This is a genomic window from Streptomyces sp. MAI_2237 (assembly GCF_054189285.1).
Genome location: NZ_JAJPGQ010000003.1, coordinates 1,326,216 through 1,353,189, shown reverse-complemented (window position 1 = coordinate 1,353,189; position 26,974 = coordinate 1,326,216). Strand labels below are relative to the sequence as shown.

27 protein-coding genes and 2 pseudogenes are annotated in these 26,974 nt (G+C 71.0%); 8 read left to right on the top strand and 21 right to left on the bottom strand.

The window, feature by feature from the left end:
• Positions 1-55 precede the first annotated feature (55 nt).
• Positions 56-2,008, bottom strand: a complete 1,953-nt coding sequence (locus tag LN251_RS16605; RefSeq protein WP_458245103.1) for an AMP-dependent synthetase/ligase — start codon at positions 2,006-2,008, stop codon at positions 56-58.
• Positions 2,009-2,273: 265 nt separating this feature from the next.
• On the opposite strand from LN251_RS16605, the gene LN251_RS16600 reads away from it, so the two are divergent.
• Both LN251_RS16600 and LN251_RS16595 read left to right on the top strand, forming a co-directional pair.
• A complete protein-coding gene (locus tag LN251_RS16600; protein ID WP_458245102.1) occupies positions 2,274-3,575 on the top strand; it encodes a 3-oxoacyl-ACP reductase in 1,302 nt (433 codons plus the stop codon).
• Positions 3,575-4,423, top strand: coding sequence for a MaoC family dehydratase (locus LN251_RS16595; protein ID WP_458245101.1), 849 nt, complete (start codon positions 3,575-3,577; stop codon positions 4,421-4,423). Before LN251_RS16600 ends, LN251_RS16595 begins: the two co-directional genes overlap by 1 nt.
• On the opposite strand, the gene LN251_RS16590 is transcribed toward LN251_RS16595, so the two are convergent.
• From LN251_RS16590 to LN251_RS16555, 8 genes are all read right to left on the bottom strand, one after another.
• Positions 4,404-4,757, bottom strand: coding sequence for a hypothetical protein (locus LN251_RS16590; RefSeq protein WP_362998496.1), 354 nt, complete (start codon positions 4,755-4,757; stop codon positions 4,404-4,406). The two genes, LN251_RS16595 and LN251_RS16590, sit on opposite strands and share 20 nt — an antisense overlap.
• Positions 4,758-4,827: 70 nt before the next feature.
• Positions 4,828-5,499, bottom strand: a complete 672-nt coding sequence (locus LN251_RS16585) for a TetR/AcrR family transcriptional regulator (RefSeq protein ID WP_362998494.1) — start codon at positions 5,497-5,499, stop codon at positions 4,828-4,830.
• Between the two features lie 63 nt (positions 5,500-5,562).
• Positions 5,563-5,871: a DUF4229 domain-containing protein gene (locus LN251_RS16580; RefSeq protein WP_458245100.1), complete on the bottom strand. Its 309-nt coding sequence runs from the start codon at positions 5,869-5,871 to the stop codon at positions 5,563-5,565.
• 90 nt (positions 5,872-5,961) lie between these two features.
• Positions 5,962-6,486 carry an N-acetyltransferase family protein gene (locus LN251_RS16575; protein ID WP_458245099.1) on the bottom strand — a complete coding sequence of 175 codons (525 nt, stop codon included), beginning with the start codon at positions 6,484-6,486 and terminating at the stop codon, positions 5,962-5,964.
• A gap of 16 nt (positions 6,487-6,502) precedes the next feature.
• Positions 6,503-7,150, bottom strand: coding sequence for a UdgX family uracil-DNA binding protein (locus tag LN251_RS16570; RefSeq protein WP_458245098.1), 648 nt, complete (start codon positions 7,148-7,150; stop codon positions 6,503-6,505).
• Positions 7,151-7,228: 78 nt separating this feature from the next.
• Positions 7,229-8,392, bottom strand: a complete 1,164-nt coding sequence (mqnE, locus tag LN251_RS16565; protein ID WP_458245097.1) for an aminofutalosine synthase MqnE — start codon at positions 8,390-8,392, stop codon at positions 7,229-7,231.
• Between the two features lie 39 nt (positions 8,393-8,431).
• Positions 8,432-8,887 carry an Lrp/AsnC family transcriptional regulator gene (locus LN251_RS16560; protein WP_399895079.1) on the bottom strand — a complete coding sequence of 152 codons (456 nt, stop codon included), beginning with the start codon at positions 8,885-8,887 and terminating at the stop codon, positions 8,432-8,434.
• Between the two features lie 68 nt (positions 8,888-8,955).
• Positions 8,956-9,639, bottom strand: a complete 684-nt coding sequence (locus tag LN251_RS16555; RefSeq protein WP_458245096.1) for a UbiX family flavin prenyltransferase — start codon at positions 9,637-9,639, stop codon at positions 8,956-8,958.
• 91 nt (positions 9,640-9,730) lie between these two features.
• Here LN251_RS16555 and LN251_RS16550 point away from each other — a divergent pair, with 91 nt between their 5' ends.
• Complete coding sequence (locus LN251_RS16550) at positions 9,731-10,333, top strand: rhomboid family intramembrane serine protease (RefSeq protein ID WP_458245095.1); 603 nt, start codon at positions 9,731-9,733, stop codon at positions 10,331-10,333.
• 21 nt (positions 10,334-10,354) lie between these two features.
• On the opposite strand, the gene mqnP is transcribed toward LN251_RS16550, so the two are convergent.
• On the bottom strand, positions 10,355-11,257 hold the full coding sequence (gene mqnP / locus LN251_RS16545; protein ID WP_458245094.1) for a menaquinone biosynthesis prenyltransferase MqnP: 903 nt from the start codon (positions 11,255-11,257) through the stop codon (positions 10,355-10,357).
• On the bottom strand, positions 11,254-12,711 hold the full coding sequence (locus LN251_RS16540) for a menaquinone biosynthesis decarboxylase (RefSeq protein WP_458245093.1): 1,458 nt from the start codon (positions 12,709-12,711) through the stop codon (positions 11,254-11,256). The genes mqnP and LN251_RS16540 overlap by 4 nt, the downstream gene beginning before the upstream one ends.
• Positions 12,712-12,798: 87 nt before the next feature.
• Between LN251_RS16540 and LN251_RS16535 the strand changes: the two genes are divergently transcribed.
• Entirely contained in the window at positions 12,799-13,194 is a 396-nt protein-coding gene (locus tag LN251_RS16535) for a PLD nuclease N-terminal domain-containing protein (protein ID WP_458245092.1), read from the top strand.
• Positions 13,195-13,285: 91 nt separating this feature from the next.
• Positions 13,286-13,710, top strand: a pseudogene (locus tag LN251_RS16530) (cytosine permease); the annotation flags it as partial.
• Here LN251_RS16530 and LN251_RS16525 read toward each other — a convergent pair.
• Positions 13,620-14,270 carry a PucR family transcriptional regulator ligand-binding domain-containing protein gene (locus LN251_RS16525; protein WP_458245091.1) on the bottom strand — a complete coding sequence of 217 codons (651 nt, stop codon included), beginning with the start codon at positions 14,268-14,270 and terminating at the stop codon, positions 13,620-13,622. The pseudogene LN251_RS16530 and the gene LN251_RS16525 sit on opposite strands and share 91 nt — an antisense overlap.
• Between LN251_RS16525 and LN251_RS16520 the strand changes: the two are divergent.
• Positions 14,269-14,719 (top strand): annotated as a pseudogene (locus LN251_RS16520) (nucleoside deaminase). The gene LN251_RS16525 and the pseudogene LN251_RS16520 overlap by 2 nt on opposite strands.
• Positions 14,712-15,686 (top strand): isopenicillin N synthase family dioxygenase, encoded by a 975-nt coding sequence (locus tag LN251_RS16515; RefSeq protein ID WP_458245090.1) that lies wholly within the window; start codon positions 14,712-14,714, stop codon positions 15,684-15,686. Before LN251_RS16520 ends, LN251_RS16515 begins: the two are co-directional and overlap by 8 nt.
• Positions 15,687-15,707: 21 nt before the next feature.
• Here the strand turns inward: LN251_RS16515 and ccsB are convergent, their stop codons facing one another.
• From ccsB to hemL, 8 genes are all read right to left on the bottom strand, one after another.
• Positions 15,708-16,808 carry a c-type cytochrome biogenesis protein CcsB gene (ccsB, locus tag LN251_RS16510; RefSeq protein ID WP_458245089.1) on the bottom strand — a complete coding sequence of 367 codons (1,101 nt, stop codon included), beginning with the start codon at positions 16,806-16,808 and terminating at the stop codon, positions 15,708-15,710.
• Entirely contained in the window at positions 16,805-18,532 is a 1,728-nt protein-coding gene (gene resB / locus LN251_RS16505) for a cytochrome c biogenesis protein ResB (RefSeq protein ID WP_458245088.1), read from the bottom strand. The genes ccsB and resB overlap by 4 nt, the downstream gene beginning before the upstream one ends.
• A gap of 3 nt (positions 18,533-18,535) precedes the next feature.
• Positions 18,536-19,309: a cytochrome c biogenesis CcdA family protein gene (locus LN251_RS16500; RefSeq protein ID WP_058923910.1), complete on the bottom strand. Its 774-nt coding sequence runs from the start codon at positions 19,307-19,309 to the stop codon at positions 18,536-18,538.
• Position 19,310: 1 nt separating this feature from the next.
• Entirely contained in the window at positions 19,311-19,928 is a 618-nt protein-coding gene (locus LN251_RS16495; RefSeq protein WP_458245087.1) for a TlpA family protein disulfide reductase, read from the bottom strand.
• 77 nt (positions 19,929-20,005) lie between these two features.
• Positions 20,006-21,289 (bottom strand): hypothetical protein, encoded by a 1,284-nt coding sequence (locus tag LN251_RS16490; RefSeq protein ID WP_458245086.1) that lies wholly within the window; start codon positions 21,287-21,289, stop codon positions 20,006-20,008.
• A gap of 180 nt (positions 21,290-21,469) precedes the next feature.
• Positions 21,470-21,799, bottom strand: a complete 330-nt coding sequence (locus tag LN251_RS16485; RefSeq protein ID WP_458245085.1) for a hypothetical protein — start codon at positions 21,797-21,799, stop codon at positions 21,470-21,472.
• A gap of 139 nt (positions 21,800-21,938) precedes the next feature.
• Complete coding sequence (locus tag LN251_RS16480) at positions 21,939-22,631, bottom strand: histidine phosphatase family protein (RefSeq protein ID WP_458245084.1); 693 nt, start codon at positions 22,629-22,631, stop codon at positions 21,939-21,941.
• The gene (gene hemL, locus LN251_RS16475) at positions 22,628-23,947 is read right to left on the bottom strand and encodes a glutamate-1-semialdehyde 2,1-aminomutase (RefSeq protein ID WP_458245083.1); all 1,320 of its coding nucleotides are present in this window, start codon (positions 23,945-23,947) and stop codon (positions 22,628-22,630) included. Before hemL ends, LN251_RS16480 begins: the two co-directional genes overlap by 4 nt.
• 352 nt (positions 23,948-24,299) lie before the next feature.
• On the opposite strand from hemL, the gene LN251_RS16470 reads away from it, so the two are divergent.
• Complete coding sequence (locus LN251_RS16470) at positions 24,300-24,938, top strand: hypothetical protein (RefSeq protein ID WP_458245082.1); 639 nt, start codon at positions 24,300-24,302, stop codon at positions 24,936-24,938.
• A gap of 68 nt (positions 24,939-25,006) precedes the next feature.
• On the opposite strand, the gene LN251_RS16465 is transcribed toward LN251_RS16470, so the two are convergent.
• On the bottom strand, positions 25,007-26,707 hold the full coding sequence (locus LN251_RS16465) for a sensor histidine kinase (RefSeq protein ID WP_458246733.1): 1,701 nt from the start codon (positions 26,705-26,707) through the stop codon (positions 25,007-25,009).
• Positions 26,708-26,974 lie beyond the last annotated feature (267 nt).

Sequence of the window (26,974 nt, the reverse complement as noted above, 5' to 3'; positions counted from 1 at the left end):
GAAGGTTCCGGAGCCGGGCCTGTGCAACCTTTACGGCGACGCGCCCCCCTCTGCCCTAGGAGGCGCCCGGAGGTCCCTGCGCGTAGAGCCCCTCGATCTCGTCCGCGAAGTCCTCGGCGATCGCGTCGCGCCGCAGTTTCATGGACGGCGTCAGATGCCCCGCCTCCTCCGTGAAGTCGACGGAAAGGACGGCGAATTGGCGAATCGACTCCGGGCGGGAGACCAGCTTGTTCGCGTCGTCCACGGCCCGTTGCAGGACCGCCCGCAACTCGGGATCGTCCTGGACGAGTTCGGCCGTGACGGCGGGGTGCTTGCCGTTCATCCGGCGCCAGTGGCCGACGCCCTCCATGTCCAGGGTGATGAGCGCCGCGATGCAGGGACGGCGGTCGCCGACGGCCATGACCTGCGAGATCAGGGGGTGGGCCCGCAGCCAGTTCTCCAGCGGGGCCGGGGCCACGCTCTTGCCGCCCGCCGTGATCAGCATCTCCTTCTTGCGGCCGGTGATGGTGAGGTAGCCCTCGTCGTCCAGGCGGCCGATGTCCCCGGTGGCGAGCCAGCCGTCGGTGGTCGCCGGGACGACCCCGCCCGCGTTCGGGTCCCAGTACCCGCGCAGCACATGCCCCCCGGACAGCAGGATCTCGCCGTCGGCGGCGATCCGGACCTTGGTGCCGGGCAGGGGCCAGCCCACCGTGCCCAGACGGGGCTTCAAGGGGGGTGTGACGGTGGCGGCGCCGGTCGTCTCGGTCAGGCCGTAACCCTCGTAGATCTCGATGCCCGCACCCGCGTAGAAGGAGGCGAGCCGGCGGCCGAGGGGGGAGCCGCCGCAGATCATGTAGCGGACCCGGCCGCCCATGGCGTTGCGGATACGGCGGTAGACCAGCGGGTCGTAGAAGGTCCGGGCCGCTCTCAGCCCGGCGCCCGGGCCGGGGCCCGTGCCGGACTGGCGGGCCTCGCGCGCCTCCCCGTACCGGCGGGCCACGGCGGCCGCGCGGTCGAAGGCGGCGACCCGGCCGCCGGCCTCGGCCTTGGCGCGGGCCACGTTGAAGACCTTCTCCAGCATGTACGGGATGGCGATCAGGCAGGTCGGCCGGAAGCCGGCCAGGTCGGGAAGCAGGTGCTCCGACTTCAGACTCGGGGCGTGGCCCAGGCGCACCCGCGCGCGGACGCAGGCGACCGCCACCATGCGCCCGAAGATGTGTGACATCGGCAGGAAGTGCAGGACCGACGCCTCTTCGCTGGTCCGCGACCGGAACACCGGGTAGAGGAGTTCGACGGCGTTGTCGACCTCGGCGAGGAAGTTGCCGTGGCTGATCGCGCAGCCCTTGGGGCGGCCCGTGGTGCCGGAGGTGTAGACGACGGTGGCGAGGGTGTCGGGGGCCAGCATCCCGCGCCGCACGTGCACTTCGTGCTCGCGTACGTCCGCCCCGCGTTCCGCCAGCCGCTCCACGTGCCCCTTCTCGATGACCCACAGATGCCGCAGGTCCAGCAGCCGGCTGAGTTCGGGACCGAGGGCGGACGCCTGGGCCGCGGTCTCGGTGACGAGGGCGACGGCACCGGAGTCGTGCAGGATCCAGCGGGTCTGGAAGACGGAGGAGGTGGGGTAGATGGGGACGACGACCAGGCCGCAGGCCCAGGCGGCGAAGTCGAGCAGCGTCCACTCGTACACGGTCCGCGCCATGACGGCGATCCGGTCCCCCGGCGTCAGCCCCTCGGCGACGAGGCCCTTCGCCGTGGCCAGCACCTCCTCGGCGAACCGGGCGGCCGTCACATGCGTCCACCCGCCGGAGGCGGTGCGGCGACTGAGGACCTTGTCCTCGGGGGCCAGGCGCGCGTTGTCGAAGGGCAGGTCGGCCAGGGAGCCGTAGGTCGCGGGCGGCACGAAGGGCGGTACGGAGACCTCGCGGACCTCCCCCTCCAGTCGCCGGACGACGGGTTCCACGAGGACCGGGGTGCCGTCGTAGGCGGTGGCGTGGACCGCCGTACCGGCGGCGGGGCGCGTGCTGGACACGGGCGACTCCAGTGGTCAACGGAGTTGCCCTGCGGGGGAGTTGCCGCAGGTGGGGAGAGGCGATCGTACGGCGCGCGCGTGAGGGGCCGGTGAGGGTTCGACGGTGGTCCGGCGGCGGGGGTGCGTCGGGGATGTGCAGTGTCGTCGCTTTTCTCGCCGATCGAACGTTACCGGGGGGTATGGTGAACAATTTTCACGTCCTGACCTCGACTTACCTCGGGTAACCTGACTCTGGAGTAAGCAGACTTTCGCAGGGGAGATGGACATGGCCGACCGCTATCTGCGCTTCACGGGCACCGCCCCCGGCCGCTTCCTGACCCGCGGACTCGGGTTGCCGCAACCGGCGCCGCTGCGGCGCTGGTCGCCCGAACACCCCGCCCTGGAGGGCGGATTGGTCCACCTCCGCGCCGGCCGGTCGGACCTCGACCTGGCACCCGTCCTCGCCCGGACGGGACTCACGACCGGGGCCTCCGGCGCCCCGGCCGCCGTCGTCCTCGACGCCTCGGGTGTCCGGGACGTCGACACGCTCGCCGAGGTGCACGCGGCCCTGCACCCCGTGGTGCGGTCCGTCGCGGCGAGCGGCCGGATCGTCGTCCTGGGCGCGCCCCTCGATGCCGCCGACCACCACCAGGCGGCTGCGCAGCAGGCGTTGGAGGGGTTCGTGCGCTCGCTGGGCAAGGAGATCGGCCGCGGGCGGACGGTGAACCTGGTGCGGCTGACGGACGCCGCGGCCGCGGAGTCGACGCTGCGATTCCTGCTCTCCCCCAGGTCCGCCTACGTCAGCGGGCAGGTCGTCGCCGTCGGGGAGGGCGCGCAGCCGGACGCCGACCGGGACCGTCCCCTCGCCGGCCGCACCGCCCTGGTCACCGGTGCCGCCCGCGGCATCGGCGAGGCGGTCGCCGAGACGCTGGCCAGGGACGGCGCCCGGGTGGTCGTCCTGGACGTGCCGCAGGCCGAGGAGGACGCGGCGCGGGTCGCGGCCCGGCTCGGCGGCAGCGCGCTGACACTCGACATCACGTCCGCGGACGCGGGCGAGCGGATCGCCGCCGCCCTCCCGGACGGGCTGGACGTCCTCGTCCACAACGCGGGGATCACCCGGGACCGCCGGCTGGTCAACATGCCCGCCGAGCGCTGGAGTTCGGTCCTCGACGTCAATCTGGCGAGCGTGCTGCGCACCACGGACGCCCTGCTGAAGGAGGGCACGCTCCGGCCCGGCGGGCGGATCGTCGCCACCGCGTCGATCGCGGGCCTGGCCGGGAACGCCGGGCAGACCAACTACGGCGCGAGCAAGGCCGGGATCGTCGGGCTGGTCCGCGCGCTCGCGCCGCGCGCGCTCGCCGAGCACGGTGTGACCGTCAACGCGGTGGCGCCCGGCTTCATCGAGACGAAGATGACGGCCGGGGTCCCGCTGTTCATCCGCGAGGCCGGCCGCCGGATGAACTCCCTCGCGCAAGGAGGGCTGCCGGCCGACGTCGCCGAGACCACGGCCTGGCTCGCGCACCCGGGCTCGGGGGCGGTCAACGGCCAGGTCGTCCGGGTCTGCGGCCAGAGCCTGCTGGGGGCGTGATGTCCGTCGTCCTCGCCCGGCCGCCCTCCCTCGGCCCGCTGCTCGCCCGCGGCGCCCTGCTCTCCCCCTTCAAACGCCCCCGTCCGGACGCCGACTTCCCCCGCGACCGGCTCGTCCTGCCCGCCCTGCGCGTCGACCTGGCGCATCTGGCGGCCTACGAGCGGGTCTGCGGCTTCGCGACCGGCGAGGACGCGCTGCCGCCGACGTACCCGCACGTCCTCGGCTTCCCGCTGGCGATGCGCCTGATGAGCGCCCGGGGCTTCCCGCTGCCGCTGCTCGGCCTGGTCCACACCTCCATCGAGATCACCCGGCACCGCGCGCTGCCGGCGACCGGGGAGTACGAACTCGCCGGGTACGTCGGCGGTCTGGAGCCGCACCGGCGCGGGACCGAGGCCACGGTGGTCACCGAGATGCGGGCCGGCGGGGAGCCGGTGTGGGAGTCGCGGAGCACGTATCTGGCCCGGCACCGCACCGGGCACACCGGTGAGCCGCCCGGGCGCGAGCGCGAGGCGCTGCCCGTCGTCGCCGAGTGGCGGCTGGCCGCCGACATCGGGCGGCGCTACGGCGCCGCCTCCGGCGACCGCAACCCCATCCACCTGCACCCGCTCACCGCCCGCCTGTTCGGCTTCCCGCGCGCCATCGCCCACGGCATGTGGACGGTGGCCCGCTGCCTCGCCGCGCACGGCACGCCCGAACGCGTACGGGTGCGGGCCGAGTTCAGGGCGCCGGTGCTGCTGCCGGGCACGGTGACGTACGCGGCGCGGGACGGGCGGTTCGAACTGCTCGGGAGCGGGGGCCGGCTCCATGTGAGCGGCGTCGTGGACGACCTCACGCCCGGCGGACGCTGACGCCGCCCAGCAGACCCCACGCGTCGATACGGACGGTCGGGCCGCCCGGCTCGCTCGGCCCGTCGTCCTTCACCCCGCCGAGGCGGATGCCGTGCACCTCGACGCGGACGTCGGGGCGGACGGTGAGGCGGACCCCGCCGATCAGGCTGAGCTTGGTGATGCGCAGTTCGGCGCCGTCGGGGATGTCGACGTCGGTCAGGTCGATGTCGGCGCCGCCGATCAGGGAGGCGGTCAGGGTGCGCTCGTGGAGGGTCTCGCCCGTGAGGCGGTGACCGCCGATCAGGCTCACCTTGATGTCGGTCTTCTTCGGGTCCTCACCACTGGTCTTCGTCATGTGCACGAAGGTAGGGGCAGAGGATCGGGCTCCCCCAGTGTCCGGCGTCCGGCGTCGGGGATGACAGGTGTCATGCCGGGCGCGGACCCGCGGCCTCCGGCGGCTCCTGCGGGGGCGACCACGGCCGTCCGTCCATGAGGTTGCCGAGGCCGGCCCAGGCGAAGTTCATGAGCGTCGCCGCCGCCTGCCGCGCGGTGACGCCGGGGGTCGCGTTGGCCCAGGCGGCGAGGGACTCGGCGGCCCCGACCAGGGCCTCGGCGAGCCCGGCGACCTCGCGCTCGGGCAGGTCGGGGTTGCGGTGGGCCTCCCTGGCCGCGACCACGATCAGCTCGGTGACGAACGCGACGATCTCCTCGCGCATCGCCGTCACCTCGGCCGCGAACGGCTCGCGCGTGCGCGCCTGAAGGTGCAGCACCGCCCAGCCGTCCGGGTTCTGGCCGGTGTGCGCGAAGAACGCCCGCAGCCCTTCCCAGAGTTGGCGGTCGGCGGGCAGCCCCGGCCTCACTCCACCCCGTACCGCCTCGACGAGCGCCTTGGCCTCCCGCCGGATGCAGGCGGTGAAGAGGTCTTCCTTCGAATTCAGGTACAGGTAGACCAACGGCTTGGACACGCCCGCCAGTTCGGCGATCTCGTCCATCGACGCGGCCATGTATCCGCGCTGCCCGAAGGTCCGCACGGCGGCGTCCAGCATCTGCTGTTCCCGAACCGCCCGCGGCATCCGCTTGGTCTTCACCGCACCCATGGGGCACAGACTAAATTGCGAACGGGCGGCCGTGACCCCTCGCGGGGCCACGAGGGCGTGACGCTACGAAGCCTGCGGGGCCTGACCCTGCGCGCGGGCGGCGTCGTCGGCCTCGTCCTCCTGGGAGGCGTTCGCCTCCATGTTGGCCTTCATCCGGTCGACGCGGGCGACGACCTTCGCGGAGGCCCGGTCCCGCTCCTTGCGCAGCACGACGAAGCTGATCGGGGCCGACAGCACCAGGGCGAGCAGGACCATCCAGATGCCGTTGGAGGCGCCGAAGCCGCGCGGGACGATGCCGGTGTAGACGAGGCCCCAGACGACCACGAAGCAGCCCGCGAAGACCCCGAGGCGCATCAGCGTGTAGCGGAGCATCTCAATCCACTCTTCCGTCAACGGTACGAACATTCCCAAAGGGCACCGTCCAGTGAAGCACGCCCGGGTCCCGATCTTGGAGGCGGGGCCTCAGCCCAGCGGCAGCAGCATGATGATGTCGTCGCGGTCGTCGCCGGGCGCCACGCGGATCGCTCCGGGGACGCGGCCGACCTCCTTGTAGCCGCAGGAGCCGTAGAACCGCTCCAGGCCGAGGCCGCCGCGGCAGGTGAGCCGGATCGCCTCGATGCCGTCCAGACCGCGGGCCGCGGCCTCGGCGGCGGCGAGCAGGTCGCGGCCGTAGCCCCTGCCCTGGTGGCGGGGGTGCACCATCACCGTGTAGAGCCACAGCCAGTGGGCCATCAGCCGGTGGGTGTTGAAGGTGAGGAAGGCCGTCGCGGCGACCCGCCCGTCCTCGTCGTGCCCGACGAGCAGCCGGGTGCGGCCCTCCGTCATCGCGACCAGGTGCTTGATCAGCTCCGGCCGGATCACCTCCGCCGTCACCGGCGGCACGAACCCGACGGAGCCGCCGGCGTTGGACACGTCCGTCCACAGGTCGAGGATGCCGTCGCGCAGGTCGGGGGTGACGGCGGGATCGAGGGTGAAAGTAAGGGACACCCCGGCATCGTAGCCCTTACGCCAGGACGCGTGCCGCCACTGTCAGATCGGACAGGAACCCGCTGTAGGCCGACTCCCGGTCGTCCGCGCGCAACACGGACGACGGATGAACCGTGGGCACCAGCCGCTCCCTGCGCCCGTGAATCTCCTCCTCCAGCACCGTCCCGCGCACCTGAGTGACCCGGAACGACGAGCCGAGCAGCGCCTTGCCCGCGGTGGCGCCCAGGACCACGATCAGCTCCGGCTCGACGACGGCCAGCTCGGCCGCGAGCCACGGCCCGCACGCCGTCATCTCGCGCAGGGACGGCGCCTTGTGGATGCGCCGTCTGCGGGGCTCGGCCCGGGTGAACTTGAAGTGCTTCACGGCGTTGGTGACGTACGCCTCGGCCGGATCGATCCCGGCCTCGGCGAGCGCCCGGTCCAGAAGCTTCCCGGCGGGCCCCACGAAGGGCCTCCCCTGCCGGTCCTCCTGATCCCCGGGCTGCTCCCCCACGAGCATCACGCGCGCGGGTGCGTCGCCCTCGCCGAAGACGGTCTGGGTGGCGTCGCGGTGCAAGGGGCAGCCCCGGCACTCCGCGGCGGCACGCCTGAGGGCCGGCAGCCCACCCCGCTCAGGAACGAAGGGCTCTGCGGTGTACGCATCCTCGGGGGCCTTGTCAGCCATACGGTGCGGGTACCCCCCTCAGGGGCGCGGGGAACTGCGCGACAAGCCCCCGCTCACCCGCACCCGCCCCCGACGGAGTCAGACCCGCATCGGCTGCGGCGCTTCCCTCCGCGCCGGGTCGGGACCGTCGTACTCCCGGATGATCTCGTACCGCGTGTTCCGCTCCACCGGCCGGAAGCCGGCGTCCCGGATCAGGTCCAGCAGATCCTCACGGGTCAGCTTGTTCGGCGTGCCGTAGTTGTCCGCGTCGTGCGTGATCTTGTACTCGACGACCGAGCCGTCCATGTCGTCCGCACCGTGCTGCAGCGCCAGCTGCGCGGTCTGCACGCCGTGCATGACCCAGAAGACCTTCACGTGCGGCACGTTGTCGAACAGCAGCCGCGAGACGGCGAAGGTCTTCAGTGCCTCCGCACCCGTCGCCATCTGCGTCCGCGCCTGCAGCCGGTTGCGGATCTTGCCGTCCTGCATGTCCACGAAGTCGTGCTGGTAGCGCAGCGGGATGAAGACCTGGAAGCCGCCGGTCTCGTCCTGCAGCTCACGCAGGCGCAGCACGTGGTCCACGCGGTGGCGCGGTTCCTCGATGTGGCCGTAGAGCATGGTGCACGGGGTCTTCAGACCCTTCTCGTGCGCGAGCCGGTGGATGCGGGACCAGTCCTCCCAGTGGGTGCGGTGGTCCACGATGTGCTGCCGGACCTCCCAGTCGAAGATCTCGGCGCCGCCGCCGGTCAGGGACTCCAGGCCGGCGTCGATCAGTTCGTCGAGGATCTCGCTCGCGCTCAGCCCGGAGATCGTCTCGAAGTGGTGGATCTCCGTGGCCGTGAAGGCCTTCAGCGACACGTTCGGCAGCGCGGCCTTCAGCTCCCGCAGCGAGCGCGGGTAGTAGCGCCACGGCAGGTTGGGGTGCAGGCCGTTGACGATGTGCAGCTCGGTGAGGTTGTCGCTCTCCATGGCCTTGGCGAGCTTGACGGCCTCCTCGATGCGCATCGTGTACGCGTCCTTCTCGCCCGGCTTGCGCTGGAACGAGCAGTAGGCACACGAGGCGGTGCACACGTTGGTCATGTTGAGGTGACGGTTGACGTTGAAGTGGACGACGTCGCCGTTCTTGCGCGTGCGCACCTCGTGGGCGAGGCCGCCCAGCCACGCCAGGTCGTCCGACTCGTACAGCGCGATGCCGTCCTCGCGGGTCAGCCGCTCACCGGCCCTGACCTTCTGCTCCAGCTCGCGCTTGAGCCCGACGTCCATGGCAAACACCTTTCTCCGACAGCCCGACCAACGGTATCCCTAGACCTCTTCGGGCAGTTCTCCGACCCGGTTCTCCCACTTGGTGGAGAGCACGATCGTGGTCCGGGTCCGGGAGACGCCCTTCGTCCCCGACAGCCTCCGGATGATCTTCTCCAGTCCGTCGACGTCGGTCGCCCGCACCTTGAGCATGTAGGAGTCGTCGCCCGCGATGAACCAGCAGTCCTCGATCTCGGACAGGTCCTTCAGCCGCATGGCCACGTCCTCGTGGTCGGCCGCGTCGGAGAGCGAGATGCCGATCAGCGCGATGACGCCGAGGCCGAGCGAGGCGGCGTCGACGGTGGCGCGGTAGCCGGTGATGACCCCGGCCGCCTCCAGCCGGTTGATGCGGTCGGTGACGCTGGGCCCCGACAGACCGACGAGGCGCCCCAGCTCCGCGTAGGAGGCCCGGCCGTTCTCCCTCAGGGCCTGGATGAGCTGCCTGTCCACCGCGTCCATGCGATTCGATGCCTTCCGCTGAAGAGTTCGAAGTGATGAGAGGGGACCGGGCCTCCGCGGCCCGCCCCCTACCGGTCGGCGTTCGCGCCGCCCAGTTCGCCGTTCCAGCGCCGGTACAGCCGGTGTGCCACGCCCGCCGCGTCCAGCACCCGCCCGGCGACGAAGTCCACCAGGTCCTGGATGTGGGTGGCGCCCGCGTAGAAGCCGGGCGAGGCGGGCACCACGCTGGCGCCCGCGTCGTCGAGCGCGACGAGATGCCGCAGCGTCTGGCCGTTCAAGGGGGTCTCCCGTACGGCCACGACCAGCGGACGGCGCTCCTTGAGGGTGACGCTCGCCGCCCGCTGCAACAGGTCCTTGGACAGCCCGAGCGCGACACCGGCCACGCAGGCCGTCGAGGCGGGCACGATCAGCATGCCCTTGTTCGGGTACGACCCCGAGGACGGGCCCGCGCCCAGGTCCCCGGCGGGCCAGTACCGCACCCCGCTGACGTCCGGCGCGAAGGCGCCGGGCTTTCCGTCGGCGCCCCGGCCGAGCCATTCCCGCAGGTCCTCGCGCCAGTGCGCGTCCCTGAAGGAGATGCCCGTCTCGTCCAGCAGGGTGAGCCGCGAGGCCCGGCTGACGACCAGGTCCACGCTCTCGCCGGCGTCGATTAGTGCGCGCAGCACCGACGCGGCATAAGGCGTGCCCGAAGCGCCGGACACCCCTACGATCCAAGGTGTACGCGGCGTCTCTCCTGGCTTGGCTGGGTTCACGACACCGAGCCTAGCTGGCGTCGCGGGGTGGGAACCGGCCGAGGGGGCCGGACCGTTCATCACAGTGACGGGCGGACGAGTGGGGGATGCCATGTCGGGTTCGGAGCTGGAGTGGTCGCGCCGGGACCGGGTGACGGCCGCGGCGAAGCTGATGGTGGGCTGGGTCGCCCTGTTGTGGCTGCTGGAAGTGGTCGACGTCGTCAGCGGCCACGCGCTCGACGGACTCGGCATCGTGCCCCGCCGCGCCTCCGAGCTGGTCGACGTCGTCCCGGCCGCGTTCATCCACTTCGGCTTCGCCCATGTGGCCGCCAACAGCGTGCCGCTGCTGGTCATGGGCTTCCTCGCGGCGCTGGGCGGCCTGCGCCGGTTCGCGGCGCTGTGCCTGGTCATCATCGTGGCCGACGGTCTGGGTGTGTGGCTCGTCGCCCCGGCGCACACCAACACCGCGGGCGCCTCCGGCCTGATCTTCGGCCTCTTCGGCTTCCTCCTGGTCAGCGGCTTCGTGGAGCGGCGCCCGCTGGGCGTGGTGGTCGGCCTGCTGGTGGGCGCCGTCTGGGGCACCTCGATCCTGCTGGGGCTGTCACCGATGCAGACGGGGGTGAGCTGGCAGGCCCACCTGATCGGCCTGGCGACCGGGGTGGCGACGGCGTTCTGGTTCCGCCGCCGGTCCCCGGCTCCCGCGATACGCGCCTGAGCGCGGCCTCGGGGGCCCGGCTCAGACGGTCAGCCCGCGCACCAGCAGGTCGAGCAGCGCGCACACGAACAGGGCGATGCCGATGAAGCCGTTGACGCTGAAGAACGCCCTGTTCAGGCGGGACAGGTCATGCGGGCGCACGATGGAGTGCTCGTAGACGAAGGCGCTCGCGACGATCATCAGGCCCACCCAGAAGAAGCCGCCCGCGTCCGTCACCACGGCGTACCAGACGAGCAGGGCCATGGTCAGCGCGTGGCACACCCGCGCGCCCCGGATGGCCGCCGGGATGCCGAAGCGGGCCGGGACCGACATCACGCCGATCTCCCGGTCGGTCTCGACGTCCTGGCAGGCGTAGATCAGGTCGAAGCCGCCGATCCAGATGCCGACGGCGAGGCCGAGGATCACCGCGTGCCAGTTCCACTCGCCGCTGATCGCGAGCCAGCCGCCGATCGGGCCCATGGCCTGGGCGAGGCCCAGGATGGCCTGCGGGAAGTTCGTGAACCGCTTGCCGTAGGGGTAGACGACCATGGGCACGACCGCCACCGGCGCCAGCGCGAGGCACAGCGGGTTGAGCAGGGCCGCCGAGCCCAGGAAGACGACGACCGCGATCAGCGCGCCGGTCCAGGCGTGCTTCACCGACATCGCGCCGGTGACCAGCTCGCGCCGGGCCGTGCGCGGGTTACGGGCGTCGATCTCCCGGTCGATGATCCGGTTCACGGCCATCGCGAAGGTGCGCAGACCCACCATGCAGACGGTGACCAGGAGCAGCCGGCCCCAGTGGATGTTGCGGTCCCACTCGAACATCGCGGTCAGCGCGGCGATGTAGGCGAAGGGCAGGGCGAAGACCGAGTGCTCGATCATCACCAGCCGCAGGAACGCCTTGGTGCGTCCTGGCTGCGGGATCGCGGCGGAGGCGCTGCTCACAGGCCGTACTCCTTCCAGCGGCGGTCGACCTTGGCCGCCGTCTCGGGGTCGGACAGGACCATCTCGGGCCAGCCGCCGTCGCGGGTGTAGCCCTCCTCGGACCACTTCCGCGTCGCGTCGATGCCCGCCTTGCCGCCCCAGAACTGCTGGTAGGAGGCGTGGTCGAGGTGATCGACCGGTCCCTCGACGACGGTGAGGTCGCGGGAGTAGTCGGTGTTGCCCAGGGCCCGCCAGGCGACCTCGTGCAGGTCGTGGACGTCGCAGTCGGAGTCGACGACCACGATCAGCTTGGTCAGCGACATCATGTGGGCGCCCCAGACGGCGTGCATGACCTTCTGGGCGTGCTTCGGGTACTTCTTGTCGATCGAGACGATCGCGCAGTTGTGGAAGCCGCCGGCCTCGGGCAGGTGGTAGTCCACGATGTCCGGCACGATGATCTTCAGCAGCGGGAGGAAGAACCGCTCCGTGGCCCGGCCCAGCGGTCCGTCCTCCGTCGGGGGGCGGCCCACGACGATCGACTGCAGCAGCGGGCGCTTCCGCATCGTCACGCAGTCGATCTTCAGCGCGGGGAAGGGCTCCTGCGGGGTGTAGAAGCCGGTGTGGTCGCCGAAGGGGCCTTCGGGGAGCATCTCGCCGGGCTCCAGCCAGCCCTCCAGGACGACCTCCGCCTGCGCGGGCACCTGCAGCGGCACGGTCTTGCAGTCGACCATCTCGATCCGCTTGCCGGCGACGAACCCGGCGAACATGTACTCGTCGATGTCGCCGGGCAGCGGGGCCGTGGAGGCGTACGTGACGGCCGGCGGGCAGCCGAAGGCGATCGCGACCGGCAGCCGCTCGCCCCGCCGCGCGGCCACCTGGTAGTGGTTGCGGCTGTCCTTGTGGATCTGCCAGTGCATGCCGATGGTGCGCCGGTCGTGGCGCTGGAGGCGGTACAGGCCGAGGTTGCGGACACCGGACTCGGGGTCCTTGGTGTGCGTCAGACCGAGGTTGAAGAAGGAGCCGCCGTCCTGCGGCCAGGTGAACAGCGCCGGCAGCCGGTCGAGGTCGACGTCGTCCCCGGTCAGCACGACCTCCTGGACCGGCGCGTGGTCGGACTTGACCTTCTTCGGCGGTACGTGGGTCATCGCGCCGAGCTTGCCGAAGGCCTCGCGGACGCCGACGAAGCCGTGCGGCAGCTCCGGCCGCAGCAGTCCGCCGATCTTGTCGGAGATCTCCGCGTACGACTTCAGGCCGAGGGCCTTGAGCAGCCGCCGGTCGGTGCCGAAGACGTTCATCGCGAGGGGCATGTCGGAGCCCTTCACGTTCTCGAAGAGCAGCGCCGGCCCGCCCGACTTCTGCACCCGGTCGACGATCTCCCCGACCTCCAGATACGGGTCGACCTCGGCCTTGACGCGCTTGAGGTCGCCCTCGCGTTCCAGGGCCCTGAGCAGGGAGCGAAGATCGTCGTAAGCCATGCGTCCCAGTATCTGACACCCGCTACCCTGACCCCGTCACCGGGGCCGCACAGCGCCCGTCACCGTCTTCTGGGGGATCGCACCACCATGTTCAGGTATCTGCCGTTCCTGCTGGTCCTGGCGCTGTGGATCTACGCCTTCATCGACTGCCTGAACACCCCCGAGGAGCAGGTGCGGGGACTGCCCAAGGTGGTCTGGGTCATCATCATCCTGCTGTTCGGCGAGGTGCTGGTCGGACCGATCGCCTGGCTGGTCGCCGGCAAGCACCGGGCCGCCCCGGCCGGCGGCTCCACGCCGTCGGAGTGGCACCGCGGCACGGCGGCGCAGTGGGTGGCGCCGGACGACAACCCCGAGTTCCTGAAGTCCCTCAAGGAGGAGAACAAGAAGGACGAGGCGCTGCTGAAGGACTGGGAGGCGGACCTGCGCCGCCGCGAGGAGGAACTGCGCCGGCGGGAGCGGGGCGAGGAGCCCCGGGGGGACTGACCCCGGCCTACAGGATGTACGTCGGCGGGCTCTGCGATACGGACATCGCGCCCCTGTGCCGGGACCGGCCGGAACCGGACACTTGGCTCGCATGACGACAGTTCCCGCCGACTCCGCCGGCACCCTCGCCCCCGCGTACGGTGACAAGGTCATCGCCGTCGAGACGGCGGGCTCCGAGCCCATCCCCGACGCCGAACGCCATGGCTCCCGCTGCGGCTGCTGTGGACCTGGGCCTCCCCCGACATCGAGTTCGCCACCGTCTACATCGGCGTGATCTCGGTCCTCTTCTTCGGCCTGAGCTTCTGGGCGGCGACCGCCGCCATCGTCCTCGGCACCGCGGTCGGCGCGGTCACCCAAGGCCCGCTGTCCCTGGACGGCTCGCGTTTCGGGGTGCCGCAGACGGTGATCGGCCGGTTCTCCTTCGGCTACCTGGGCAACATCCTGCCGTCCGCGGCCAACGGCCTGATCGCGGGCGTCGGCTGGTTCGCGGGGGCCGCCCGGTCGGCGAGGTCGGCCGGCAGGGCCGCCGTGTGGTCGTCGCCCCAGGGCCGCACCACGGCACGGCCCGACAGGCCGCGCGCCACGATCGCCCGGTTGGCGGCCTCCGTGATCCGGACGAAGGGCACGACCCGGTGCAGGGCCGGCAGCGGCAGCCCCAGGCGGTGGGCCTCGTCGACGACCTCGCCCGGCATGTGCGGCAGGGCCCGGCCGACCTCCACCGCCAGCCCCGCGGCACCGCGCGCGGCCAGTTCCCGGACGTAACGGCGGCGGACCTCGTCGTCGGCGTCGGTCAGCCCGAAGCCGTTGGTCAGCAGCAGTTCGCCGCCGTCGAGGAAGTCGGCGCCCTCGTAGACCTCGCTGGAATGGACCCAGCGGACGGGACGGTCCAAGGCCGCGTGGCCGGCGAGGAGTTCGGGTTCGGCGGCCCGTACGGGGTCGAGGTCCAGCACTTCGCGGAGGGTGAGGGCGGCCACGGGCACCACCTGGGCGTGGACAGTTCGTCCGGCGGCGGGTTGCCGGGAGAGTACTTTCCGCACGTTGCCCTCGTGTTTCGGCCACAGGAGAGTGGGACGCATGGATCAGGCACAGGCACGCACCTGGCTCACCACCGCCGTCGCGGAGGCCCCGCGCCGGGCTCGCCGAGGGCGGCATCCCGATCGGCGCCGCGCTCTACGGCGCCGACGGCACGCTCCTCGGCCGCGGCCACAACCGGCGCGTCCAGGACGACGACCCCTCGACGCACGCGGAGACGGCGGCGTTCCGGGCGGCGGGACGGCAGCGGTCGTATCGCGGCACGACGATGGTGACCACCCTCTCCCCCTGCTGGTACTGCTCCGGTCTGGTCCGCCAGTTCGGCATCTCCCGGGTGATCGTCGGCGAGGCGGCGACCTTCCACGGCGGGCACGACTGGCTGGCCGAGCACGGCGTGGAGATCGTGCTGCTCGAGGACCCCGAGTGCGTCGCGATGATGCGCGCCTTCATCAAGGACAACCCGGCTCTGTGGAATGAGGACATCGGTGAGTGACGCCCCTGCCCCGCGCATCCCGACCATCGACCTGCGGCCCTGGCTGGAGGGGGACGAGGCCGCCCGCGCCGCCCTCGCCCGCACCGTCGACGAGGCCCTGCAGACCGCCGGGTTCCTGCTGGTCACCGGGCACGGGGTGGACCCGGCCCTGCGCTCGCGGATCCGGCGGGCGGCCCGGTCCTTCTTCACCCTGCCCGTCGACGTGAAGCAGCCCTACGAGGCGAAGGTCGGCGGCCGGGGCTGGCTCGGGCCGGGCGCCGAGGCCAACGGCCATGCGGAGGGCACCGAGACCCCGCCGGACCTGAAGGAGTCCCTGACCTTCGCGACCCACGAGCCCTTCGAGGACCCGGTCGTCGACGCCGAGTGGTACGCGCCCAACGTGTGGCCGGCCGAGGTGCCGGAGCTGCGGACACTGTGCGAGGAGTACCTGGAGGAGATGGCCTCCCTGGAGAAGCGGCTGCTGTCCCTCCTCGGTGAGGCGCTCGGCCTGGAACCGGACTTCTTCTCCCGGCACATGGACCACCCCACGTACGGGTTCAACATCAACTGGTACCCGGGGACGGACGTCGTCGGCGAGCCGCAGCCGGGCCAGTTCCGCATCGGCCCGCACACCGACTTCGGGACGGTGACGATCCTGGACCGGCAGGCGGGCAAGGGCGGCCTTCAGGTGTACACCGACGACGGCGGCTGGGAGGACGCGCCTTTCGACCCGGACGCCTTCACCATCAACATCGGCGACCTGATGGCCCGCTGGACCGGCGACCGGTGGCGTTCGGGCCGACACCGGGTGCTGCCGCCGCCCGCCGACGTGCCGGCCGAGGAGCTGATGTCCCTCGTCTACTTCGGCGAGTGCACCCCGGGCACGCGCGTGGAGTCCGTGCCGGCGCCGGTGGGGCGGGTGGCGTACGAGCCGGTCGACTCGCACGTGTACCTGCGGGAGAAGCTGGACTCGATCACGGTCGGCTGACCAGCTTCTCCCCTCGTCCTGCTACACGCCCGCGTAGGAGTGCTTGCCCGAGACGAAGATGTTGACGCCGTAGTAGTTGAACAGCCAGCAGCCGAAGGCGATCAGGGCCAGGTAGGCGGCCTTGCGGCCCTTCCAGCCTGCCGTGGCGCGGGCGTGCAGGTAGCAGGCGTAGGCGACCCAGGTGATGAACGCCCAGGTCTCCTTGGGGTCCCAGCCCCAGTAGCGGCCCCAGGCCGACTCGGCCCAGATGGCGCCCGCGATGATCGTGAACGTCCACAGCGGGAAGACGGCCGCGTTCAGGCGGTAGGAGAACTTGTCCAGGGACGAGGAGGCGGGCAGGCGCTCCAGGAACGAGGTGGCGAAGCGACCGGGCGTGCCGCCGTTCTCCAGCTTGGTCTCGTAGGAGTCCTTGAACAGGTAGAGCAGGGTGCCGGCCGCGCCGACGTAGAAGACCGCGCCGCACAGGATGGCCGTGGAGACGTGGATGTACAGCCAGTACGAGTGCAGGGCGGGGACCAGCTGGTCGCTGGCGGTGTACAGGACCGTGACGGCGATGCCGAGGTCGAGCAGGACCGTGGTGACCAGGAACAGGCCGAGCCAGCGCACGTTCTTCTTCAGCGCCAGCAGCGTGAGGTACACGGCGACCGCGACGGTGGAGAAGGTGATGTTGAACTCGTACATGTTGCCCCACGGCGCCCGCTCCACCGAGGCCGCGCGGGCGACCACGCCGACGAAGTGGATCAGGAAGGCGAGCACGGTGAGGGAGATCGCGATGCGCCCGTAGAGGTCGCCCTGCGCGTCCCCGCCGTGCGCCCCGGGCCCGTCGGGCACGTCCCGCGATCCGGTGGAGGACCGCACGACGACCTTGGGCCGCTCCAGTACGGCGGTCCCGCCGGCCTTCTTGACGGTGACGGCCGGGGCGCCCTTGGCCTTCTGTGTGCCGTTCGTGAGCGCGCTGGCCGTGCGGGCCACCTTGCTGCGGCTGCCGAAGAGCCATTCGGCGATGTAGGCGAAGAAGGCCAGGGTGTAGACGGCCATCGCGGAGTAGATCAGCGTGTTGCTGATGTTCGCGAGGTGTTCGTTGGTCGCGATGGCCAACTCGGTTCCGGCGGAGAGAATCACTTCTTCTCAGCCCCTTCGGCAGGTACGACGCTGGGATCGGGGGTGGTGGTGGCGTCTGGGTCGGTGGGGTCCTCGTCGGGCTCGGGCGCGCCCGGCGCCCGGTCGTAGAGGGTTTCGGCGAGGTCGGCGAGCTCCTCGGGGACCTTGGCGGACTCGCTGCGGCCGAGGCCGGCCATCTCGACGACCGTCACGCCGTCGGGACCGGCCACCGCACGCACCCAGACGCGGCGGCGCTGGATGAACAGGGAGCCGGCGAGGCCGAAGATGGCGACGAGGGACCCGGCGAGGGCCCAGCCGGTGCCGGGCTGCTGGACGATCTGGAAGTTCGCCCACTCCTTGGTGCCCTCGTAGGTGATGGAGCCGGCGCCGTCGGGCAGCTTCATGGTCTGGCCGGGCTTCAGGTTGTCCCTGAGCTGTTGGCCCTTGGCGTCCTTGTACGGCTTCACATGGGCCTTGTCGAGCTGGTACACGCTCTGCGGGATGCCGGAGTCGACCCCGAGGTCGCCGTGGTACGGGGCCAGGTTGAGCACCGGGTTGAGCAGCCCGGGGAAGGTGGAGGCCGTCTCGCTGCCCTTGGTGTACGTCGGCAGCAGGAAGGCGGAGATGCCCATCTGCTCGCCGACGCCCTTGGCGTTCTTGTAGCCGTCGAGGACCTTGACCACGCCGGTGGAGGTGACGTTGGAGTCCAGCGGGAGGAGAGGCACGGCGTCGCGGTAGACGACGTTGCCCTTGCCGTCGCGGACGGTGATGACGGGGGCGTAGCCGTGGGCGGTGAGGTAGACCTTGGCGTCGCCGATCTCCAACGGCTCGTTGACCTTGACGAGGTCCTTCCTGCCCTTGCCGTAGGCGCCCTTGCTGTAGGTGACGGCGGCCTGGAAGGTGCGCGCGGTGCCCCGGTTGGGTCCGCTGGTCTCGTAGGTGCCGGTGAACTTGTCCAGGTTGAAGCTGAACGGCACCAGGTCGTCGGCGGTGAAGAGGCTGCCGGACTTGAAGTCGTCGTACTGCGTCATCGTGTTGGAGAAGCCGTCGCCCTCGACGACCAGCTTGTTGCCCTCGGACTTGTACAACTGGCCCCAGGCGAAGGCGGTCAGCATCACGATGAGCGCGATGTGGAAGGCGAGGTTGCCGGTCTCGCGCAGATAGCCCTTCTCGGCGGCGACGGCGTCCCCGGCGATGTGCGCCCGGAAGCGGCGCTTCTTGAGCAGGGCGAGCGCGGCCTCACGGACCTGCTCCGGCTCGGCCCCGGTGCGCCAGGTGGTGTAGGCGGGCAGCCGGGTCAGCCGCTTGGGGGCGCCCGGCGGCCGGCCGCGCAGCTGGCCGACGAACTGCCAGGTGCGGGGGATGATGCAGCCGATGAGCGAGACGAACAGCAGGATGTAGATCGCGGAGAACCACACCGAGCTGTAGACGTGGAAGAGGCCGAGCTTGTCGTAGATCGGCCCGAGTGTCGTGTGCGTCTTGCGGAAGGTGTCGACCTTGGTGACGTCGGTCCCGGACTGCGGGATGAGCGAGCCGGGGATCGCGCCGAGGGAGAGCAGCAGGAGCAGCAGCAGGGCGACCCGCATCGAGGTCAGCTGCCGCCAGAACCAGCGGACCCAGCCGAGAACGCCCAGGGAGGGCAGGTTGGGCAGCTCCTCCGTGGGGGCGGTGGACAGCTGGGAGCCGGCCGCGCCGAGGTCGTCGTCGGCCCGCTCGGGGGGCGTACCGGTTTCGGTCTTGCTCATCGATCAGATCCCCACGGTGAAGCCGGCCGACCAGGACTGCATGTCCTGTACGAGGGTGTCCCAGACGCCGGTGACGAGCAGCAGACCGGTCACGATCATCATCGTGCCGCCGATCCGCATCACCCAGACATAGTGGCGCTTGACCCAGCCGAAGGCGCCGAGCGCCTTGCGGAAGGCGACCGCGGCGAGCACGAACGGCACGCCGAGGCCGAGGCAGTAGGCGACGGTCAGGACGGCGCCGCGGCCGGCGCTGGCCTGGTTCGAGGAGAGCGCCAGTACGGAGGCGAGGGTCGGGCCGATGCAGGGCGTCCAGCCGATGCCGAACAGCGCGCCGAGGAGCGGGGCGCCGACCAGTCCGGTGGTGGGCCGGTTGTGGAAGCGGAACTCCCGCTGGGTCATCCAGGGCATCAGGCCCATGAAGAAGACGCCCATGAGGATCATCAGCACGCCCAGCACCTTGGCCAGGACGCCCTTGTTGTCCTGGAGGGTGGTGCCGAAGTAGCCGAACAGGGCGCCGCTGGAGACGAAGACGGCGGTGAAGCCGAGGACGAAGAGGGAGGCGCCGGCCACCATCCGCCCCCGGCGGGCCTCCGCCAGGTCGGTGCCGGCGACCCCGGTGACGTAGGACAGGTAGCCGGGGACCAGCGGCAGGACGCACGGCGAGAAGAAGGAGACGAGGCCGCCGAGGAGCGCGACGGGCAGCGCGAGCAGCAGGGCGCCGTTGAGCACCGTCTGGTTCGGGTCCGTCGCCGCGGCGAGCGTGGTGACTGAGGTCACGTCACTTCTCCGCGAGCACGGTGTCGATCATGCCGCGCAGCTTGTCCTCGCTGAGCCCCGTCAGTGAACGGGCGGCGATCCTGCCCTGGCGGTCCAGGACGAGGGTGGAGGGAATGGCCTGCGGGTTCAGCGTGCCCTTCTTGAAGCGGAGCATCAGCTTGCCCGTCGGGTCGTACAGGTTGGGATAGGTGATGCCGTACTGCTTCTCGAAGGCGGCGGCCTTCCCGGTGTTGCTGTCCCGGGTGTTGATGCCGACGAACTGCACGCCCTTGCTCTGCAGCTCCTTGGAGATCTTCGCGAAGCCCGGTGCCTCCGCCCGGCAGGGCGGACACCAAGAGCCCCATACGTTCAGGACGACGACCTTGCCCTTGAACGTGGCCACGTCGACCTGGCCGCCGTCGACCGTCTTGCCGGAAAGGTCCGGGGCCGCGACCCGCTTTCCCGCGGCGACGGTGGAGATGCCGTTCTTGCCCATGACGAAGTTGGTGTCACCGCCGCCGCCCGAGGTGCCGCCCGAGCTGCATGCGGACAGCGCGAGGGCGGCGGCCGCGGCCGTCGCGGCGAGCAGCGTGGCACGGCTTCGGTTCGAGCGCAGAGGGGTGCGACTGGAGGCACTCATGTGAAAAGTTTCGCATGTCCGTTCCGGGGATCTTGCGCACCCCCCTCGCGGGTCCACGGGGTGCCGGAATCCGCAGGTCAGGCAGCTTTTCCGGTGGGGGTGGCGGACGCGGTGGAGGTCTCCTGCAAAAACGTCTTCCAGCCCCCGGCCGGCCGCTGTCCGACGTCGAGCGTGCGCAGCTTGGCCAGCACCTCCGGCTTCTGTACGTCCATCCAGTCGACGAACTGCCGGAAGGAGACGAGCCGTACGTCCGCGCCCTTCTCCTTCTCCCGGGCGATGTGCTTGAACGCCGCCTCGACGGCGTCCATGTAGATGCCGCCGTTCCAGTGCTCGAAGTGGTTGCCGACGAAGAAGGGTGCCCGGTTGGTCTCGTATGCCCGCTTGAAGCCCGAGATATAGGCGTTCGTGGACTGGGTGCGCCAGGCCGGGTAGTTGTAGGCGGGCGCCTGGGTGGAGTTGATCGACTGGTTGGCCAGCATGTTGTAGTCCATCGACAGGACCTCGAAGGAGCGGCCCGGGAACGGGATCTGCTGCAGCGGCAGGTCCCAGATGCCCAGCTTCTTGTCGGGCCAGACCTGGCGGCCACCGGGCGAGGAGGCGTCGTATCGCCAGCCGAGCTCCTTGGCGGTGGGCAGCAGGTTGTTCTGGCCGAGCAGACAGGGGGTGCGGCCGCCGACGAGTTCCTTCTCGTAGTCGAAGGGCAGGGAGGGCAGGTCGCTCCAGCCGGTGTTGGTCCGCCACTCCTTCACGAAGGACTTGGCCTGCTGGATCTCGCTGCGCCACTGGGCGGGCGTCCAGTTGCCGACGGTGCCGTGACCGGAGCAGAAGTGGCCGTTGAAGTGGGTGCCGATCTCGTGCCCTTCGAGCCAGGCGCGGCGGACGTTGGTCAGCGTCGCCTTGACGTGCTCGTCGGTGAGGTAGCCGATGTCGGAGGCGCCGCGCGGGTTGTTCGGCGGGTTGTACAGGCGCTTCTTCGACTCGGGCAGCAGATACAGCCCGGAGAGGAAGAAGGTCATGGAGGCGCCGTGCTCCTTGGCGAGGTCGAGGAAGCGCGGGAAGAGGCCGTTGCCGACCTCGCCGGCGCCGTCCCAGGAGAAGATGACGAACTGGGGCGGAATCTGGCCGGGCTCCAGCGGCTCGGGCTTCTTCGGCTGATGGGGCTGCTTGCCGGTGAAGGAGGTCGAGCCGTCGCCGAGGGGCCGGGCCGGGTGGGACGTGGTGCCGGGCTTGCCGCCGTCCTTGGAACCGGAGGCGTGCTTCGACCCCTCTGACGGTGTGAGGGAGCCGCAGCCCGTGAGTCCGGCGGCGGCCGCGGCGCCCGCGCCGAGACCGAGCATCCCCCTGCGAGTGAGAGCGCGCATTCCATCCCCGATTCGTCAAGTACTCCGGTGGTCACCCATTCAGAGGACATGGCGAACGAAGAGGTTCCCCTCGCCCACACCGATCTCGTCACAAATGTCACGAACCTGTCATGGGCGCGGTGAGAGGTCGTGAAGACAGCGCGGGGCGGACGGTGAACACGCCACCACCCGCCCCCCGGTTCAGCGGGTCTGGTAGTCGACCAGCTTCAGGATGTACCGCTGCGGGGCGCCGCAGGACGTCTGCGACTTCTTGCCGACGCCCACCCACGGACCGTACGAGTACACGTTCTTGCCCGTGACGCCGTCCTCGCACGTCAGCTTGACGCGCACCTGGCCGGAGCCGGCATGGCAGACGACGAACCCCGAGTTGTCGTCACCGGTGGGCCGGCCCACCTGGCACTGGCTCGGCGCCGCGCTCGCGGCGGTCGCACCCACGATCGGCACGGCGACGGCGACGCCGGTCAGCACCAGCGGCGTCATCGCGAGCGACGCCAGTTTCCTCGTCTTCATGGACGTTCCCCCTTCTGTCCGCCTGATGGTCGGTCAGGCGGCCGGGACCGGGGCCCTGGAGCAGGGCTCCGGCGATGGTCGCCGGAGACGCTACCCAAGATCGAACAAACGTGTCCATGTCTTTTGGCGGGGCCTCCCCCTAGGCCCCGAAGGCCTTGCTCTTCCCCTGGACCGGCTTCGCGCCGGCGCGCAGGTGGGCCGGGACGAGGTCGATGGCGGGCTCGCTGTAGCCCACGGACACGATCTTGTCGCCCTGGTACGTGAAGCTCGTCAGCGAGGCCAGCGTGCACTGCCGCTTGCGCGGGTCGTGCCACAGCCGCCGCCGCTCGACGTACGACCGCACCGTCCAGATCGGCAGCTGGTGGCTGACGAGGACGGCCTCGTGCCCCCGGGCCTGCTCCTTGGCGGACTCCAGCGCCTGCATCATCCGTACGACGATGTCGACGTACGGCTCGCCCCACGACGGCCGGAACGGGTTGGTCAGGTACTTCCAGTTGGCCGGCTTCCTGAGCGCGCCGTCCCCGACGCCGAAGGACTTGCCCTGGAAGACGTTGTCGGCCTCGATGAGCCGCTCGTCGGTCGCGAGGTCGAGACCGTGCGCCTTGGCGACCGGCGTCGCGGTCTCCTGCGCCCGCTCCAGCGGGGAGGCGCAGACGTAGGTGATGTCACGGGGGGCCAGGTGCTCGGCGACCCGGTCGGCCATCTGCCGCCCCAGCTCGGACAGGTGGTACCCGGCGAGCCGGCCGTAGAGGATGCCGTCCGGGTTCTCCACCTCGCCGTGCCGGACGACGTGGACGACGGTGATGTCCTTGTTGTTCGTCTGCTCGCTCATGCCGCCGTGGCCTCCGCCGCCGCTCGGGCCGCCGCCGGGAGGGCGTCGGCGATGCGCTGTACGGCCTGCTCGTCGTGGGCCGTGGACACGAACCAGGACTCGAAGGACGAGGGCGGCAGGTAGACGCCCTGCGCCAGCATCGAGTGGAAGAACGCGGTGAAGCGGAAGGACTCCTGCCGCTTGGCGTCCTCGTAGTCACGCACGTCACGGTCCGCGAAGAAGACGGAGAACATGTTGGAGGCGTTCTGCAGCCGGTGCGCGACGCCCTCCTTGCTCAGCGCCTCCGTGACCAGCCCCTGGATCGTCTCCGACACCGAGTCGACCTTGGCGTAGGCCGCGTCGTCGAGGAGGCGCAACTGGGCGAGACCGGCGGCGGTGGCGACCGGGTTCCCGGAGAGCGTGCCGGCCTGGTAGACGGGCCCGGCGGGCGCGAGGTGCTCCATGACGTCGGCGCGGCCGCCGAAGGCCGCGGCCGGGAAGCCGCCGCCCATGACCTTGCCGAAGGTCATCAGGTCGGGCCGCACCCCGTCGATCCCGAACCAGCCCGCCCGGCTGGTGCGGAACCCGGTCATGACCTCGTCGGAGATGAACAGGGCGCCGTTCTCGGAACAGGCGTCCTTCAGGCCCTGGTTGAAGCCGGGGCGGGGCGGTACGACGCCCATGTTGCCCGGCGAGGCCTCGGTGATGACGCAGGCGATCTCGCCCGGGTGCCGGTGGAAGGCCTCGTTGACGGCCTCCAGGTCGTTGTACGGCAGGACGATCGTGTCGCCGGCCTGGGCCCCGGTCACACCGGGCGTGTCGGGAAGCGCGAAGGTCGCCACCCCGCTGCCCGCCGCGGCGAGGAGCGAGTCGACGTGGCCGTGGTAGCAGCCGGCGAACTTGATCACCTTGCTGCGCCGGGTGAAACCGCGGGCGAGCCGGATGGCGCTCATGGTCGCCTCGGTGCCGCTGCTGACGAGCCGGACCTGCTCGACGGGCTCCACCCGGGCGACGATCTCCTCGGCGAGCGCGACCTCGCCCTCACCGGGAGTGCCGAAGGAGGTACCGCGCGAGACGGCGTCCTGGACGGCGGCGATCACCTCGGGGTGGGAGTGCCCGAGGATCATCGGGCCCCAGGAGCAGACGAGATCGACGTACTCCCGCCCGTCCGCGTCCGTCAGATACGGGCCCGCACCGGACACCATGAACCGGGGCGTACCGCCCACGGCGCGGAAGGCGCGCACCGGGGAGTTCACGCCGCCGGGCGTGACGGCGGACGCGCGGTCGAACAGCGCCTGCGACACGGGGGCTTCGTAGGAATATGGCAGTTCGCTCATGACCAGCGACTTCTCCGACCTTCTCGGGACTGCTCGGGACCACTCACGTCGGCTCCGGTTGCCTGTGACCTCCTCAGGGTAGGCCAGCGGGTACGGACGGCAGGGAGGGCGCTGCTGACCGGGGAAACAGTGGCGCCCCGCGTCGATCTGCGAAACTGGGTGCTGATACACACAGCTCGAACGGCCTTCTCGTACGTATGCATGTACGCAGGCGTGTTCAGAGGCTGCGAAGATCCTGCGGACAGGTGTTTCAGCGCACGTTTCGGCGGGCGGCCGTGGGGGAGGTCACTGACACGATGATCGGGTTGCGCGGCGGGGGCCACGCGTCCTAGAAAAGCAGTCGGGTGGAGATATGCATCGCGGTGGCGGACTGGGCGAGGGGACTGACGACCTGGGTCCTCGACGTGCCCGGCGGGGAAGGCACCGACGCGAGGCGGAGGAAGCTACCGAGACACGTCAGAGTCAGGGTGTACCGAGTGAGCCCGAGCAGTTCGACCGGCGCGGTGACCGCCGGCTCGAGAGCCTGCGGGCCGGGAGCAGGAATGGTGGTCGGGTGGGGGTGACGTACAAGTACTTCGGCGCGCCGGACGGCGCGACCGCGGCCCGCGTCCCGATCTCGATGCGCCCCGAGGAACTCGGCGGCGACGAGCTCGGCATGAACGGCATGTTCACCAAGATCAAGCCGGAGACCATGGCGGCGATGGTGCTGACGGGCATCGAAGGCGTGCCCCTGCACAAGGTCCCGCCGCTGGAGCTGGTCGTGCTGCACCCCGACTACGCGGTCGTCAAGCTCCCGATGACGGTGGTCGACCCCCTGCGCGGCATAGGCGAGGAGGCGGTGGGCGCGGCGGCGTTCATCTGGTCGACGGTCCCGGACCGGGGCGGCCCGCGCGATGCCTTCAACGTGTACCAGCTGCTGCACGAGTGGCAGGACTTCAGCCACCGTCTGCACGAGGCGGGGCACCAGCCGTACTGCCTGGTGTGGCCCTGATCCCTCCCCCGATCCCTTTCTGATCACTTCGTGACCACTTCGCCGGACGAGCCGCCGGCAAAGTCCGGTCAGGCGCGGCCGCCCGTCGCGGGGCCGGTGTCCGGGGGCAGCGGGGCCGTCCACTTCAGGTGGGTTCCGGTGGGGTCGCCGGGGGTGATGTCGAGGTTGCCGTTCAGTTCCTCGGCGCGGGTGCGCATGTTGGTCAGGCCGCTGCTGCGGGTGGTGTGCGGGTCGATGCCGCGTCCGTTGTCGGCGACGGTCAGGCGCAGTGTGCCCTCGCCGGCCGCGACGGTGACCTCGACCGCCGTGGCGTGGGCGTGCCGCGCGGCGTTGGACAGCGCCTCGCGCAGCACCGCCAGCAGGTGGTCCGCGTGCCGCGCGGGCACGTCGGTGTCGATCAGGCCCGTCATGCGCAGGGCCGGCGGGAAGCCGAGCGTCGTGGTGGCCTCGTCGGCCAGTGCCGCGAGCCGGGAGCGCAGGCCGGTGCGGCGGCTGGGCCGGTCGCGGTGCTGGAGGCCGAAGATGGTCGAGCGGATGACCTTGATGGTGTCGTCCAGGTCGTCCACGACCCGCTGCAGCCGCTCGGTGGCCTCCGGCCGGCCGCTGACGCGGCTGAGGACGGACTGCAGGGTGAGCGCGTCGGCGAACAATCGCTGGATGACGAGGTCGTGCAGGTCACGGGCGATGCGGTCGCGGTCGCCGAGCAGGGCGAGCTGTTCGGCGTCGCGGCGGTGCTCGGCGATCTCCAGGGCGAGGGCGGCCTGGTCGGCGAACGACTTCACCATGTCCATCACCGCCTCGTTGAACTGCCCGCCGCCGGGCCTGTTGGCGACCTGCAGCACCCCCCGCACCCGTTCCCGGCCCCCGACGGGAACGAAGAAGCCGGGCCCGAGCGGCACGACGGAGGCGCTGCCGCCGGAGGAGCGGGGATCGTCGCTGAGGCCGTCGCTGCTGATGGTCTGCCCGGTCGCGTAGACCTTGGACGCCAGTGTGGTGGCCGCCAGGGACAGGCCCAGCACGTCCTCGGCGTTGCGCCCGGCGGCCGTCTCCACCGCCAGCTCCTCGCCGTCCCCGACGGGCAGGGCCAGCGTCACCAGATCCGCCCCGGTCATCTCCCGCACCGTGTCGGCCAGCGACCGCAGGATCCGCGCCGGAGGCTCCCCGGACAGCAGGGCGCGGGTGAGGTCGGCGCCGGCCGCCAGCTGCCGCTCGCGGTGCCGGCTCTCGTCGTACAGGCGGGCGTTGTCGATGGCCACGCCCGCGGCGGCGGCCAGGCTGCGCAGCACCGCCTCGTCCTCGGCGTCGAACTGCCGCCCGTCCCGCTTGTCGGTCAGGTACAGGTTGCCGAAGATCTTGTCCCGGACCTGCACGGGAGCGCCGAGGAAGGTGCGCATCGGCGGGTGCCCCGACGGGAAGCCGACGGCATCCGGGTGGGCGCCGAGCTCCTCCAGCCGCAGCGAGTGCGGCTCGCGGATCAGCAGGCCGAGGATGCCGTGCCCCTCCGGGTAGTGCCCGATCCGCGCGATGGTCTCGTCGTCCATCCCCACGGTGATGAACTGCCGGATGCGCCCCTCCTCGCCCAGTACGCCGAGCGCGCCGTACTCGGCGTCCACCAGCTCCACGGCGGACTGCACGATCCGCCGCAGCAGGTCGCCGAGTTCCAGATCGCTGCCGATCGCCACGACGGCGTCCAGCAGGGTCTGCATCTGGTCGCGGCTGTCGCGCACCCGCTGGACGTGTTCCTGCAGCTCGTTCAGGAGCACGTCCATCCTCAGGCCCGGCGCCGGGACCTCCCGGTCCCTGTCCGATCTATCGTTCACCGCAGCCGCCCTTCACGCCCGCACCGGCATACGCCTCCAGCATGCCCGCATCGCCCCGCGGAAGCGCAATACGGTCCCGCGTCCCCCACTGCGCCGATGGCGTGAAGTGCTCGGTTTTCCGTGCCGCGCCGGGGCAACCCGAAGAAGAACCGCGCGGACGGCACCCGGCTGCCGGGTGCCGCCGTTCCGCCTGGGTGGGGAGACAGGTCATGAAGG

Coding starts and splice junctions, on each gene's coding strand:
- LN251_RS16585 (WP_362998494.1), bottom strand. CDS start 5,499: ATGGGTGCGGTGAAGACCAAGCGGATGCCGCGGGCGGTTCGGGAACAG.
- LN251_RS16485 (WP_458245085.1), bottom strand. CDS start 21,799: ATGAAGACGAGGAAACTGGCGTCGCTCGCGATGACGCCGCTGGTGCTG.
- hemL (WP_458245083.1), bottom strand. CDS start 23,947: ATGAGCGAACTGCCATATTCCTACGAAGCCCCCGTGTCGCAGGCGCTG.
- LN251_RS16525 (WP_458245091.1), bottom strand. CDS start 14,270: ATGCGTCCCACTCTCCTGTGGCCGAAACACGAGGGCAACGTGCGGAAA.
- LN251_RS16480 (WP_458245084.1), bottom strand. CDS start 22,631: ATGAGCGAGCAGACGAACAACAAGGACATCACCGTCGTCCACGTCGTC.
- LN251_RS16495 (WP_458245087.1), bottom strand. CDS start 19,928: ATGAGTGCCTCCAGTCGCACCCCTCTGCGCTCGAACCGAAGCCGTGCC.
- LN251_RS16470 (WP_458245082.1), top strand. CDS start 24,300: ATGCATCGCGGTGGCGGACTGGGCGAGGGGACTGACGACCTGGGTCCT.
- resB (WP_458245088.1), bottom strand. CDS start 18,532: ATGAGCAAGACCGAAACCGGTACGCCCCCCGAGCGGGCCGACGACGAC.
- mqnE (WP_458245097.1), bottom strand. CDS start 8,392: ATGGACGTCGGGCTCAAGCGCGAGCTGGAGCAGAAGGTCAGGGCCGGT.
- LN251_RS16550 (WP_458245095.1), top strand. CDS start 9,731: ATGTCGGGTTCGGAGCTGGAGTGGTCGCGCCGGGACCGGGTGACGGCC.
- LN251_RS16490 (WP_458245086.1), bottom strand. CDS start 21,289: ATGCGCGCTCTCACTCGCAGGGGGATGCTCGGTCTCGGCGCGGGCGCC.
- LN251_RS16535 (WP_458245092.1), top strand. CDS start 12,799: ATGTTCAGGTATCTGCCGTTCCTGCTGGTCCTGGCGCTGTGGATCTAC.
- LN251_RS16570 (WP_458245098.1), bottom strand. CDS start 7,150: ATGGCTGACAAGGCCCCCGAGGATGCGTACACCGCAGAGCCCTTCGTT.
- LN251_RS16595 (WP_458245101.1), top strand. CDS start 3,575: ATGTCCGTCGTCCTCGCCCGGCCGCCCTCCCTCGGCCCGCTGCTCGCC.
- LN251_RS16465 (WP_458246733.1), bottom strand. CDS start 26,707: ATGGACGTGCTCCTGAACGAGCTGCAGGAACACGTCCAGCGGGTGCGC.
- LN251_RS16590 (WP_362998496.1), bottom strand. CDS start 4,757: ATGACGAAGACCAGTGGTGAGGACCCGAAGAAGACCGACATCAAGGTG.
- LN251_RS16580 (WP_458245100.1), bottom strand. CDS start 5,871: ATGCTCCGCTACACGCTGATGCGCCTCGGGGTCTTCGCGGGCTGCTTC.
- LN251_RS16600 (WP_458245102.1), top strand. CDS start 2,274: ATGGCCGACCGCTATCTGCGCTTCACGGGCACCGCCCCCGGCCGCTTC.
- LN251_RS16540 (WP_458245093.1), bottom strand. CDS start 12,711: ATGGCTTACGACGATCTTCGCTCCCTGCTCAGGGCCCTGGAACGCGAG.
- LN251_RS16560 (WP_399895079.1), bottom strand. CDS start 8,887: ATGGACGCGGTGGACAGGCAGCTCATCCAGGCCCTGAGGGAGAACGGC.